The following is a 13,319-nucleotide window of genomic DNA, read 5'->3' as shown; positions in this document are numbered from 1 at the left end:
TTTCAAACGAGATTAACGCGATCGGCTGCCGGGTTAAACGTTATGAGCGCAACTGGTGCGTCAGTTGCAGGACCTCGCCCTGTTTGCCGCGGCTGTAATGCTCCAGCGCCTTGCGTCCGCCCGAGGCGTATACGGCGACCGCGCCGAGCAGCTCGCGCAGCAGTCCGGCACTGTTGCGGTCGAAGTGGCAGTAGGCACCGCCGGAAAGCCGGCTGATCTGCTTGAAGGCCCGGGCCGCGACGATATCGCTGCCTTCCTGAAACACGAATACCGGCACCGACAGCAGGCCGAGTTCGCCGGCCAGCTGGCACAGGTCATCGACGTTCTCTTCCATGCAGTCGCCAATGAACACCAGTGCCTGGACCCGCTGACGGCGACTTTCGTCACGTGCATGGGCCAGCAGCCGTGCGATCTGGGTATGACCGCCCAGGCATCTTACGCCATTCATCTGCTGCAGCAGCCGGTCGGTATTCTGCAGCCAGCCGGAGGCGAAGAACTCCTGATAACCGCGGTAGTAGCAAAGTTGTACCGAAAGCCCGCCGAGGCTGCGGGTCTGCTCGAACATTTCGCTCTGCAGCTGGCAGGCGTGGTCCCAGGTCGGTTCCCGGCTGGCGGTGGCGTCCAGGGCGAAAATCAGCCGTCCGCCGTTGCCGGTGGTTGGCGTCTTCGCCACCTGGTGCAGAAACTGGTCGACTTCCTGGCGGCTGGAGGGTTGCCGCAACGCCTTGCGTTCGTCACCCATGTTGGCTCCCGATTTCGATTACTCTTGAACAAGTATAGAAATTGGAACCCGTAAAACAGGAAAAGTTGAATCCAGGTGACGGGTGACGGGTGACGGATGACGGGTGACGCGTTACGTGCCTACTGACAACTGCTCCTGCGTTGCCAGCACCCCCGCCATCCCTGGCGGTAACCCCTGGCCCATCGCTTCAGGACGCTTCGGCCAGCGCCTGGCCCAGGTATCGCTCGCGCTTGCGTGGCTTGAGGTAGTCGAGATCGACCAGTACCAGACCGTCGACGCAGTAGTTGAAGTCGGCATCGACGCCGAAGTCCAGGAAACGCACGCCGCCGGGCTCGCAGACGTCACTGTACTGCTTGTACAGCGTCGGGACCGTGGCGCCAAGGAATTCCAGCTGTTCCTTCAGTACCTTGAAGTCGGCCTTGCAGTCGTTGCCGTCGAACAGCCGTTCGAGGTTTTCGCGGCACTCCTGGTCGAGGTTGTAGGGGCTTAGCGAATGTCCGAGGTATTCGGTGTCTGCGTAATAGTGACTGTAGTACCAGACGATCAGGTCCCGGGCGGCCTTCGGATAACTGTTGCTCAGGCTGACCGGGCCGAACAGGTAGCGCACCTCGGGGTGGCGACGCAGGTAGGCGCCAATGCCGTACCAGAGGTAGTCGAGGCTGCGCTTGCCCCAGTAGCGCGGTTGCACGAAGCTGCGGCCGAGTTCGATGCCGCGTGCGAAGTAGGGCGCCATCTGCTCGCTGTAACGAAACAGGCTGGCGCTGTAGAGACCGGCGCTCGGGTCCGCCTGGCCTGCTGTCTCGCCAAGACGGTAGGCGCCGGCAATCTCGAGATCGTCTTCGTCCCACAGGATGAGGTGACGGTAATGGCGGTCGTAGTCGTCGAGATCGCGCTTCTCTCCGGTGCCTTCCCCGACGCGGCGAAAGGCGATTTCACGGAGCCGGCCGACCTCGCGCATGACCGCCGAATCCGGACGGTAGTCGAACAGGTAGATCTTCTTGCCATCGGCGGTTTCGCCCAGCAGCTCGGAAGCCCTGAGCTCCTGCTTCAGGCTCTGGCGATCCTGCGGATGGTCGATGGTTTTCTCGGTGATAAACAGCGGCGACCGGTTGCGGGCGATCCGGTACAGGTGTTTCTTGATGATCTTGGCCTTCTCGCGGCCGGACAGCGGCAGGGCATCGATCTGGCTGAACGGGATCGGCTCGCCGACGCGAACCGGAATGGTCACCGAGCGCTTGTTGAACATTTCCCGCGCCAGCAGCACGGTCGACAGCGAACGGTTCAGTGCCGAGACGCTGTAGAACAGCGAGGAATTCTTGCCGCCGACGAAAATCGGCAGTATCGGCGCATTGGCCTTGCGTGCGAAATGCAGGAAACCGGTGCTCCAGCGTCCGTCGCGGATACCGGTCAGCCCGGCGCGGGACACTTCGCCTGCGGGGAAAACGATCACCGCCTGCTCGTCCTGCAGGGCCTGGCTGATACGGGCGATATCGCGCTTGCGCGTGGACTTGCCGAGGTTGTCGACCGGCAGTAGCAGTGATCTCAGCGGCTCCAGGCTCATCAGCAGGTCATTGGCGACGATACGTACATCGCGACGGATCTCGCCGATCAGTTTCAGCAGCGCCAGGCCGTCGAGTGCCCCGAGCGGGTGGTTGGCAACGATCAGCACCCGGCCCGACGACGGAATATTCAGGCGGTGCTTGTTGCTCAGCGAGTAGCTGAAGTTGAAGTAGTCGAGCACGCGGTCGACGAATTCGAAACCGGTGCAGGCGCCGTTGTCGCCGAGAAAGCTGTTGATCTCGTTCTCGCGGACAAGGCGGCGCAGGCAGAACAGGGTGGAGTGGCGTAGCGGCGCCGGCTGGGCGGCGAATGCCGGAAACTTGTTGACGACGACTTGTTCGACGTTGAGCTGCATGGTTGGAGTCCTCGTTGCGAGGGCTCCAACTTTATGGACGCTCTGTGACGCTTGCTTTAATGCTTGCTGACACTTTGATGACAGGCCGGTCCGGAAGGTTCAGACCGTACCCTTCGACCAGGGATCCTGGTCTTCCTTGCGACGTCCCTTGTTCTTGCGCCGGTCCTTCTTGCCCGGCTCGAAGCGGATGTCCTCCCGGCGGTCCGGTTGTTTGCGTCGGTCTTCGCCCGATCGTCGTTCGATGCCGCTCCACTCTTTATTATCATCCGTCATCTGTTAACTCCCTGGGACTGCTGACGGCACTCAATATAGCATCTGGAAGCAACTGGTGTTGCAATTGTAACGGCGATGGGGGTCAATGGCCGCCTGTTGTATCGGTACCTGAGCATTCATGCGGAAAATCATTCATTGCGACTGCGATTGCTTCTACGCCGCGGTGGAAATGCGCGACGACCCCTCGTTGCGGGGTATTCCGCTGGCGGTGGGCGGCCGTGCCGACCGGCGGGGTGTCATTGCCACCTGCAACTACGAGGCGCGGGCGTTCGGCGTGCACTCGGCCATGGCAACGGCACGGGCGCAGAAGCTCTGTCCCGGTCTTACGGTCATCTCCGGCAATATGGCCAAGTACCGCGAGGTATCGCGGCAGATCATGGCCATCTATCGCGCCTACACCGAGCTGATCGAGCCGCTCTCGCTGGACGAGGCCTACCTCGACGTTACCGCCAGCAGCCGCTGCCAGGGCAGCGCGACCAGGATTGCCGAAGAGATCCGTCAGCGCGTACGGACGGAGGTCGGTATCTGCGTTTCGGCCGGCGTGGCGCCGAACCGTTTTCTTGCCAAAATTGCCAGCGACTGGAACAAGCCGGACGGCCTTTGCGTCATTCGTCCCGATCAGGTCGAAGCCTTCGTGCGGGCGCTGCCGGTGGAAAAGCTCCATGGCGTCGGTGCCAAGACTGCGGAGCGGCTGCACCGGATGGGGGTGAAGACCTGCGAGGATCTTCGTGCCGTGGGCGCCGAGGCGCTGGCAAGCCGGTTCGGCCGCTTCGGGCAGCGCCTCTGGGAGCTTGCCTGGGGGCGGGACGAACGCCCGGTGCGGGTCAGCCGCGAGCGCAAGTCGGTGAGCGTCGAGCATACCTACGCCGAGGACCTGGCGGACCTGGCCGCCTGTCTGCAACGGCTGCCGGCGTTGATCGACGAGCTGGAAGGGCGCTACCGGCGTCTGGCACGCCCCGCTGCGGTGTGCGGCGCGGTGGTCAAGATCAAGTTCGCCGACTTCACTCAGACCACCGCCGAACAGGCGCTGAGCGGGCGGGGCGATAGCAACGCGGAGGCCGCGCTGTTCGCTCGCCTGGCCCGCGAGGCCTGGCACCGGGGCGAGCGCCCGGTGCGGCTGATGGGAGTCGGGTTCCGGTTGCGCGAAATAGACGACCAGGCGAGCGCCGAACAGCTGGTGTTGTTTTGACTCCGTGAAGCGTAAAGGGTTAGGCGCAAGGCGTAAAGGGGAGTACGCCTGACGATGCGTAGGAGCTCGCTCCGCGAGCGAATGGATTTCGCGGAAACAGTTAACAGTTGGAGGAAGCAGTTAACAGTAAAGAGTGGACAGTGAAAAGCGGGCAACCATACTGCCTCACGCCTCACGCCTCACGCCTCACGCCTCACGCCTCACGCCTCACGCCTCACGCCTCACGCCTCACGCCTCACGCCTCACGCCTCACGCCTTTTCAATTAGCGCCTCTCCGTCAAAGCGGATGCCATCCCAGCCGTTTTCCAGGAAGGCGCGGATATTGCCGTGGTCGCTGCCGTCCGGGGTGGCCAGAACGTCGCGGTAGAAGCGGCCGAAGCAGGCGAGGGTGCGATCCCGGTCGAGGTCGTTGAGACGGGCGAAGGCGAAAATCTTGCAGCTGCCCTCGTTCTGGCCGGCGTCGTTGCGCACCGGGCCGTTGTCGAATGCGGTCGGCCGATAGTCGTAGTGGGCGGCGATGACGGCCATGGTGTCCTCGAAGTCAAGGCTGTCATCGTTACCGATGCGGGCGAGAAAGTCGTTCAAGAGCATAGTTTGAAGTATCCAGTAAACAGTTAAAAGAGCCGGAAGCCTTGGCTTCCTGTGACGGCGATACTGTCGACTCCCAACTGTTAACTGTCAACTCACTGATACTTAGGGTGCCGGTGAGTGCAACGAACCGCACCGCCTCCGATGGTGCGGTTCGCAGGCTCACCGGCACCCTACGACTCAGTGCTGCAGTATCTGGCTGAGGAACAGCTGGGTCCTTTCGTGCTGGGGATTGTTGAAGAAAGCGTGTGGCTCGTTCTCCTCGATGATCTGGCCGGCGTCCATGAAGATGACGCGGTTGGCGACCGTCTTGGCGAAGCCCATTTCGTGGGTCACGCAGAGCATCGTCATGCCCTCCTGGGCAAGCTCGATCATGACATCGAGGACCTCCTTGATCATCTCGGGGTCCAGCGCCGAGGTGGGTTCGTCGAACAGCATCACGTCGGGACTCATGCACAGTGAGCGGGCGATGGCGACGCGCTGCTGCTGACCGCCGGACAACTGACCGGGGTACTTTTTCGCCTGTTCCGGGATGCGCACGCGCTCGAGGTATCGCATCGCCGTGGCCTCGGCTTCCTTGCGCGGCACCTTCTTGACCCAGATCGGCGCCAGTGCACAGTTCTCCAGCACCGTCAGGTGCGGAAACAGGTTGAAATGCTGGAACACCATGCCGACGTTGCGGCGGATCTGCTCGATTTTCTTCAGGTCTTCGGTGAGGTAGGTACCGTTGACGATGATGTCGCCCTGCTGGTGCTCCTCGAGCCGGTTGATGCAGCGGATCATGGTCGACTTGCCGGAGCCGGACGGACCGCAGATGACGATTCGCTCGCCCTTGCGCACCTCCAGGTTGATGTTCTTCAGTACATGGAACTCGCCGTACCACTTGTTGACGCCGCGCAGCTCGACGGCCAGTTGTTGATCCTGCGTTTTGGCTTCTGCCATCTTGGTGACTCCGTTAAATTCAGGCGCGGTTGCCGTGGCCGGTATGCAGCAGCTTCTCGAGGTGCTGGCTGTAGCGGGACATGCCGAAACAGAAGATCCAGAACATCAGCGCCACGAAGATATAGCCTTCGGTGGCGAAACCGATCCATTCCGGATCGTTGCTGGCGGCCTGGACGATGGCCAGCAGGTCGAACAGACCGATGATGACCACGAGACTGGTGTCCTTGAACAGCGCGATGAAGGTGTTGACGATGCCGGGGATCATCAGTTTGAGCGCCTGCGGCAGGATGATCAGGATCATCTTTTTCCAGTAGCTCAGCCCGAGGGCGTCGGCGGCCTCGTACTGGCCCTTCGGGATCGCCTGGAGGCCGCCGCGGACCACCTCGGCCATATAGGCCGTCTGGAACATGATGATGCCGATAAGCGCGCGCAGCAGCTTGTCGAAATTGATGTCCTCGGGAAAGAACAGCGGCAGCATCACGGACGCCATGAACAGCACCGTGATCAGCGGAACGCCGCGCCAGATCTCGATGTAAACCACCGACAGCGAACGCACGATCGGCATTTCCGAGCGCCGGCCCAGTGCCAGCAGGATGCCGAATGGCAGCGCTGCCACTATGCCGACGAAAGCCAGCACCAGGGTGAGGCTGAAACCGCCCCAGCGATGGGTCTCGACGTATTCGAGACCAAAGGCATCGCCGATCAGCAGAAAGTAGGCGATGGCGGGGTAGATGATCAGGGTGAAGGCGCCAACCCAGCCCTTGAAGGGCAGGCGCGGTATCACCATCCAGGCGATCAGCGCCACCAGTATCAGGAAGGCGAGATTCAGCCGCCAGGTTTCGTCGCTCGGATAGAAGCCATAGAGGAACTGTCCGAGGCGATTGCTGATGAATACCCAGCAGGCGCCACCGCTGGTGCAGGCTTCACGGCTGTCGCCGATCCAGTCGGCGTCGATAAAGGCCCACTGCAGCAGCGGAATCAGCAGGTAGGCGGCGAGCGCGGCGATGATGACCGTCGCCGCCGAACTCAGCGGTCCGTGGAACAGGTGCTTGCGCATCCAGCCGATGGCGCCCACGGTGTTCGGCGGCGGCGGCAGCGTGGGTTGAATGTCGTATTTCATCCGGTTGGCTCCCTACCTTTCCACCAGCGACATGCGCTTGTTGTACCAGTTCATGAACAGCGAGGTCAGCAGACTCAGCGTGAGATAGACCGCCATGGTCATCGAAATCACCTCGATCGCCTGACCTGTCTGGTTAAGCGTGGTGCCGGCGAATACCGAGACCAGGTCCGGGTAGCCGATGGCGGTGGCCAGCGACGAGTTCTTGGTCAGGTTCAGGTACTGGCTGGTGAGCGGCGGGATGATGACCCGCATCGCCTGTGGAATGATGATCAGGCGCAGCGTGCGGCGTTTCGGCAGGCCCAGCGCCGAAGCCGCCTCTAGCTGGCCTCCGGGTACCGCCAGAATGCCGCCGCGCACGGTTTCGGCGATGAAGGCGGCGGTGTAGATGGTCAGCGCCAGCCAGAGCGCGACCAGTTCCGGCAGCAGCGTCATGCCGCCGGTGAAGTTGAAACCGCGCAGTTCTGGCCGGTCCAGGGACAGCGGCATGCCGGTGGCGAAAAAGGTCAGCAGCGGCAGGCCAAGGATGAGGCCGAGGCTGATCCAGCCGGCCGGGAAGATCTGACCGGTGGCGTCCTGACGCCGGTGATTCCAGCGCACCAGAATCACGCTGGCGACAATGGCGAGCAGCAGGGCGCCGGCCACCAGTCCAAAGCCGTCCCCGGGTACAGGGCTTGGTACCGAAAGACCGCGCACGTTGAGATAGCCGCCGAATATCTCGATGCTCTGTCGCGGCGACGGCAGGGCCCGCAACACGGCGAAATACCAGAAGAAGATCTGCAGCAGCAGCGGAATGTTACGGAAGATCTCGATATAGAGTGACGACAGCCTGGCAACCAGCCAGTTGTCGGATAATCGTGCCACACCCAGCACGAAGCCGAGCAGGGTGGCGGCGATAATGCCGAGCACCGATACCAGGATGGTGTTGAGCAGCCCGACGATGAAGGTGCGGCCGTAGCTGTCGGCCTCGGTATACTCGATCAGCGAAAGCGGTATGCCGAAGCCGGCCTCCTCGTGCAGAAAGTCGAAACCGGTGGTGATACCGCGGGTCTGGAGGTTATGCAGGGTATTGTCGACGACGCTGTAAATCAGGAATCCGAGCACGCCGAGCAGCAGCGTCTGGAAGATCAGGGCTCGCTTGCCGGGGTCGTTCCAGAAGCGTGTGCCGCTGTCGGGGCCTTTCCCGGAGTGGGCCTTGTGGGCTCTCGGCTTCTCTGCGGACATGGTGTCACTCCCTCAGCGAGGCGCGGCTGGCGGGCCTCTGGGAATCAGGTGAGCCGGCGGGGAGGGCCCGCCGGCAGGATCGAAATCGGGTGCCGTGCACCCGGATGTCTCAGCGCATCGGCGGCGCGTACTGGAAGCCTCCCTGGTTCCAGAGTGCGTTGATGCCGCGCTCGATCTTCAGCGCCGAGCCCATACCGACGTTGCGCTCGAAGGCTTCGCCGTAGTTTCCGACCTGTTTGATGACCTGGTACGACCAGTCATCGGCAATGTCGAGCCCCTTGCCCTTGGGACCGTCGATACCCAGCAGGCGCTTGATATTGGGATTCTCGCTGCCCTTCATCTCGTCGACGTTGGCGGAGGTGACGCCCAGCTCTTCGGCGTTGAGCATGGCGAACAGCGACCACTTGACGACATTGAACCACTGGTCGTCGCCCTGGCGGACCACGGGCCCGAGCGGCTCCTTGGATATGACTTCCGGCAGTGCCACCACGGCGTCCGGGTCGCTCATCCGGGTACGCAGCCCGTAGGCCTGCGACAGGTCGGTGGTGAAGGCGTCGCAGCGGCCGGTGTCGAAGCTGCTCGCGGCCTGCTCGTTGGTGTCGAACACCACCGGCGTGAAACTCAGGCCGTTGGCGCGGAAGTAGTCCGCCAGGTTCAGCTCGGTGGTGGTGCCGGACTGGACGCAGACGGTGGCGCCGTCGAGCTCCTTGACGCTTTTCAGCCCCAGGTCCTTCTTCACCAGGAAGCCCTGGCCGTCATAGTAGGTGACGCCGGTGAAGTTGAGACCGAGCTGGGTGTCGCGGGTCTGGGTCCAGGTGGTGACACGGGACAGTACGTCGATCTCGCCGGATTGCAGCGCCGTGAAACGTTCCTTGGCGGTCAGCGGGATATACTTGACCTTGGTCGCGTCGCCGAGCACTGCTGCGGCGACCGCCTTGCAGACGTCAACATCGAGGCCGTGCCAGTTACCCTGCTCGTCCGGCACCGAGAAGCCGGGAACGCCGTTGGTCACGCCGCACTGCAGCATGTCACGACCCTTGACCGCTTCCAGCGTGCCTTCGGCCATCGCGGTGCCGGACAGGGTGGTAGTGGCGAGAATCGCGGCTGCTAGCGTTTTCTTCATCATCGAGTGATCCTCCTGAGATCAGTCCTGTGCTCTCGTGATCGCCTTCCGGTGGCCGAGTACCACCGACCGGCAGATACTTCCAGAATGACACAGCAAAAGCCGTGCCTGTTTTTATTCTTAGCAAGCCTTGAAGGTTGCATCCTGCCAAATCGGCACTGAAGCGCTGCAGCACGGGAGTGCCCCGAGCGGCGCTCACTGTCCTCAGGGGGCGACAGTCGTTATGCCGAATTGATCTAAAGGTAGCTCATGCACCGTTGTCGTGCACCATTCTCCGGCGCTGGCGAGGGTGCTCCTATTCAAGATGGTGCAGCCTTTTGCGGTTTGCAATAAAAGCGGGGAGGGATGCGAGGATTGGCGCTGACCGGAACGCTTGTTGGGTTACGCGACTTCGTCGCTAGACCCAACCTACACCCGACGTGAGGCGGCGGGTATATCGCATATCGAAAGCACGAACCGGAGGGTGGGTCTAGGCGCGAGCCCCGCCGGTCTTTCCGGTTAGTATCGGATATATTCGCGCCGTGACCGCCATAGATGGCGGAAATCCTCAAGGCGCAGGAGCAGCCTCAAGGGAACCCGCAATATCGATCGCGTTACAGATCGATTGGTTTCAGCTGGCAGAGCGTTTGTTGGGTCACGTGGCGGATGAGCGCTTGTTGGGTTACGCGACTTCGTCGCTAGACCCAGCCTACATTGCGAAGAGCCACGAAAAAGGGCAGACCAGGCGGCCTGCCCTCAGGTTGCATCGTAGCGACGGCAGCTAGACGCCTGACGCCTTACTTGATCCGCATGCCCGGCTGAGCGCCTTCGTGCGGTTCCAGAATCCACAGGTCCTTGCCGCCGGGGCCGGCCGCCAGCACCATGCCTTCGGACACGCCGAACTTCATCTTGCGCGGCGCCAGGTTGGCGACCATGACGGTCAGCTTGCCTTCGAGCTGTTCCGGCTGGTAGGCCGACTTGATGCCGGCGAAGACATTGCGGGTCTCGCCGCCGAGATCCAGCGTCAGGCGCAGCAGCTTGTCGGCGCCTTCGACGTGCTCGGCCCTGGCGATCTTGGCGATCCTGAGGTCGACTTTGGCGAAGTCCGGGAACTCGATGGTGTCGGCAATCGGCTCCATGTCCGGCACGGCTTTCTGCGCCGGGTTGGCGGCTGCAGCGGCCAGCGACTGCCGGGAGTCTTCGATCATCTTGTCGATGGCATCGGGTTCGACGCGCTGCATCAGCGGCTTGAACTTGTTGATGCGATGACCGAGCAGCGGCGTTTCGACGGCATCCCAGGCAAAGCCGTCTATATTGAGGCTGGCCAGGTTCAGGAACTGAGCCGCTTCCTCGGCGACCTGCGGCAGCACCGGCGCGAGGTAGCTGAGAATGACGCGGAACAGGTTGATGCCCAGGGTGCAGCAGTCCTGAACGTCCTGTTCCCGACCTTCCTGTTTGGCCAGAACCCAGGGTTCGGCGGCGTCGATGTACTGGTTGGCGCGGTCCGCGACCTGCATGATCTCGCGCATGGCGCGGGCGTATTCGCGCTTCTCGTAGGCATCGGCGATCGAGGCGCCGGCGCGGACCGCCTCGTCGTAGAGTTCCGGCTGCACCAGGCGCTCGGCGAGCTGGCCGTCGAATTTCTTGGCGATGAAGCCGGCGCAGCGCGAGGCGATGTTGACGACCTTGTTCACCAGGTCGGCATTCACGCGCATGCGGAAGTCATCGAGGCTCAGGTCGATATCGTCGATGCCGGAGCCCAGTTTGGCGGCGAAGTAGTAGCGCAGATACTCGGGCCTCAGGTACTTGAGGTAGGTCTCCGCCATGATGAAGGTGCCGCGGGATTTCGACATCTTCTGGCCGTTGACGGTCAGGAAACCGTGGCAGAAGACGCCGTTGGGCTTGCGGAAGCCTGCGCCCTCGAGCATGGCCGGCCAGAACAGGGTATGGAAGTAGGCGATGTCCTTGCCGATGAAGTGATACAGCTCGGTATCGGAGGCGGCATTCCAGTACTCGTCGAAGTCGACGTCGTTCTTGTCGCACCAGTTCTTGAAGCTGGCCATGTAGCCGATTGGCGCGTCGAGCCAGACGTAGAAATACTTGCCCGGTGCGTCGGGAATTTCGAAGCCCCAGTAGGGCGCGTCACGGGAGATGTCCCACTGCTGCAGACCGGCCTCGAACCACTCGTTGAGCTTGTGGATCATCTGCTGCTGCACGTGCTGGTCGACCCAGCTGCGCAGGAACTGTTCGAAGTCGCCGAGCTTGAAGAAGAAGTGCTCTGATTCCTTCTCGACCGGTTTGGCGCCGGACACGGCGGAGTAGGCGTTCTTCAGCTCGGTGGGGCTGTAGGTGGCGCCACAGGCTTCGCAGGAGTCGCCGTACTGGTCGGCGGCGCCGCACTTGGGACACTCGCCCTTGACGAAGCGGTCCGGCAGGAACATCTGCTTTTCCGGGTCGAACGCCTGGGTGATGGTGCGGCGGGCAATATGGCCGCCATCGTTGAGCCGACGGTAGATCAGCGAGGCGAACTCGCGGTTTTCCGGCGAGTGCGTGGAGTAATAGTTGTCGAAGCCGACCATGAAACCGGCGAAGTCCCGTTGGTGCTCCTCGCTAACGCGGGCGATCAGCTGCTCGGGCGTGACGCCCATCTGGTCCGCCTTGAGCATGATCGGCGTGCCGTGCGCATCGTCGGCGCAGACGTAGGTGCAGTCATGGCCACGCTGTTTCTGGAAGCGCACCCAGATGTCGGTCTGGATGTATTCCACCAGATGGCCCAGGTGGATCGGGCCGTTGGCATAGGGCAGCGCGCTGGTAACGAGGATCTTACGCTTACTGTTGGTCATAATTCGGCTAATGAAACCTGATAGACTGAAGGCAAAGTGGACGAATTCTACGCCTTTTGTGCGGTCTTATGAACCGACGCCGGCATCTGCCGGAACTCGGTACGACAAAACGGACTTGAGAGGGGTTGTATGAGCATGGCATCGAAGGCCGGACTGCCCTGTCGGATACTGTTCTGCGACACTCGCGCCAGTCATCGCTCGGTGGCTTACGATATCGGCGCGCGGGACGGATGGGACCTGCTGAACCTGGATGACGAAAACGAGGTCATGCCGCAACTGCGTCAGTTCGGTTGCCGCGTGCTGATCGTGGTGGCCCAACAGCAGCCCTATCGCGCACTGGGTTTGCTGCAGAACGTGATGGAAAAAAAACCGGACGTGGTGCGCATCCTGATCAGCGGCTACATGACGCCCGCAAGTTCGGCGCGGGCGCTGGAAGTGGCGCACCGGATTCTGCCCGATACCTGCACCGGCGCCGAGGTCATCGCCGCCATCGAATACGCGATGAAGATCGAGGGTCTGGTACACAAGACCGCGATCCGCGACTACATCAGCGGCCTGGGCAGGCTGCCGACCCTGCCGACCGTGTATCAGCAGCTGAGCGATGCGCTGAATTCCGACGTCTCCGATGCCGCCGACATCGCCCGCATCATCGAGCAGGATCCCGCCATCGCGGCCAAGCTGATGCAGCTGGTGAACTCGGCGCTGTTCGGGCTGCGCCGCCAGGTCAGCCGCATCGACGAGGCGGTGACCATCGTTGGCGTGCGCATGATCCGCGACCTGATGCTCGCCACCCACCTGTTCAGCCGCTATCGTCAGCGCGAGCAGTGGAATGTCTTTTCCTTCTCAAAACTGCACCAGCGATCGATGCTGCTGGCGCGTCTGGCGCAGAAGATCGCCGCCGATGGTGGCCTGGACCGCAACCTGCAGGGGCAGGCGTTTCTTGCCGGGCTGCTGCTGGATTTCGGCATAGCGGTGCTGGCGAACAGGGATCCGGACGATTATCAGGCGCTGATGGAGGAGGCGGTGCGCCTGAAGCAGCCGGTCTATGCCATGGAAAAAATGCGCCTGGGGCTGACCCATGCCGAGGCCGCGGCCTTTTTGCTCGGGCTCTGGAACCTGCCCTTCAAGGTGGTCGAGGCGGTGTTGCTGCACCACTTCCCGGTCACATCCCCCGCCACTGATTTCGAACCGCTGACCGCGGTGCATGTCGCGGATGCGCTGCTGCCGCCTCTGGCCAACAGTCTTGGCGCGGACCTGTCCTGTCGCCTCAGCGAGTCCTATCTGGAGCGGTTGCAGATGCTGGGCCGCGTGCCGCAGTGGAAGATCATGGCCAACGAGTACCGCCTGCAACTGCAGGGCGCGCGCAGCGCCTGAATTCCGGCAA

11 protein-coding genes are annotated in these 13,319 nt (G+C 62.3%); 2 read left to right on the top strand and 9 right to left on the bottom strand.

What is annotated here, in order from left to right:
• Positions 1–40: 40 nt before the first annotated feature.
• From IEX85_RS06910 to IEX85_RS06900, 3 genes are all read right to left on the bottom strand, one after another.
• Positions 41–742 (bottom strand): vWA domain-containing protein, encoded by a 702-nt coding sequence (locus IEX85_RS06910; protein WP_188859806.1) that lies wholly within the window; start codon positions 740–742, stop codon positions 41–43.
• A gap of 187 nt (positions 743–929) precedes the next feature.
• Positions 930–2,657, bottom strand: a complete 1,728-nt coding sequence (gene olsF, locus IEX85_RS06905) for a bifunctional ornithine lipid synthase OlsF (protein WP_188859803.1) — start codon at positions 2,655–2,657, stop codon at positions 930–932.
• Positions 2,658–2,756: 99 nt separating this feature from the next.
• Positions 2,757–2,930, bottom strand: coding sequence for a hypothetical protein (locus IEX85_RS06900; protein WP_188859801.1), 174 nt, complete (start codon positions 2,928–2,930; stop codon positions 2,757–2,759).
• A 118-nt stretch (positions 2,931–3,048) separates the two neighbouring features.
• Here IEX85_RS06900 and dinB point away from each other — a divergent pair, with 118 nt between their 5' ends.
• Positions 3,049–4,119 carry a DNA polymerase IV gene (gene dinB / locus IEX85_RS06895; protein ID WP_188859799.1) on the top strand — a complete coding sequence of 357 codons (1,071 nt, stop codon included), beginning with the start codon at positions 3,049–3,051 and terminating at the stop codon, positions 4,117–4,119.
• Positions 4,120–4,368: 249 nt separating this feature from the next.
• Here the strand turns inward: dinB and IEX85_RS06890 are convergent, their stop codons facing one another.
• The 6 genes from IEX85_RS06890 to metG all read right to left on the bottom strand — a co-directional run bounded on the left by IEX85_RS06890 (position 4,369) and on the right by metG (position 11,935).
• Complete coding sequence (locus IEX85_RS06890; RefSeq protein ID WP_188859797.1) at positions 4,369–4,710, bottom strand: HopJ type III effector protein; 342 nt, start codon at positions 4,708–4,710, stop codon at positions 4,369–4,371.
• Between the two features lie 177 nt (positions 4,711–4,887).
• Positions 4,888–5,649 (bottom strand): amino acid ABC transporter ATP-binding protein, encoded by a 762-nt coding sequence (locus tag IEX85_RS06885; protein WP_188859795.1) that lies wholly within the window; start codon positions 5,647–5,649, stop codon positions 4,888–4,890.
• Positions 5,650–5,668: 19 nt separating this feature from the next.
• Positions 5,669–6,769: an amino acid ABC transporter permease gene (locus tag IEX85_RS06880; protein ID WP_188859793.1), complete on the bottom strand. Its 1,101-nt coding sequence runs from the start codon at positions 6,767–6,769 to the stop codon at positions 5,669–5,671.
• Positions 6,770–6,781: 12 nt separating this feature from the next.
• Complete coding sequence (locus IEX85_RS06875) at positions 6,782–7,990, bottom strand: amino acid ABC transporter permease (protein WP_188859791.1); 1,209 nt, start codon at positions 7,988–7,990, stop codon at positions 6,782–6,784.
• A gap of 109 nt (positions 7,991–8,099) precedes the next feature.
• Complete coding sequence (locus IEX85_RS06870; RefSeq protein WP_188859789.1) at positions 8,100–9,116, bottom strand: amino acid ABC transporter substrate-binding protein; 1,017 nt, start codon at positions 9,114–9,116, stop codon at positions 8,100–8,102.
• Between the two features lie 773 nt (positions 9,117–9,889).
• On the bottom strand, positions 9,890–11,935 hold the full coding sequence (gene metG / locus IEX85_RS06865) for a methionine--tRNA ligase (protein WP_188859787.1): 2,046 nt from the start codon (positions 11,933–11,935) through the stop codon (positions 9,890–9,892).
• A gap of 129 nt (positions 11,936–12,064) precedes the next feature.
• Here metG and IEX85_RS06860 point away from each other — a divergent pair, with 129 nt between their 5' ends.
• The gene (locus tag IEX85_RS06860) at positions 12,065–13,309 is read left to right on the top strand and encodes an HDOD domain-containing protein (RefSeq protein ID WP_188859779.1); all 1,245 of its coding nucleotides are present in this window, start codon (positions 12,065–12,067) and stop codon (positions 13,307–13,309) included.
• Positions 13,310–13,319: the final 10 nt, after the last annotated feature.

The organism is Marinobacterium nitratireducens, assembly GCF_014645375.1.
Classification (GTDB): Bacteria; Pseudomonadota; Gammaproteobacteria; order Pseudomonadales; family Balneatricaceae; genus Marinobacterium_A; species Marinobacterium_A nitratireducens.
This window is presented reverse-complemented; position numbering and strand designations above follow the sequence as displayed.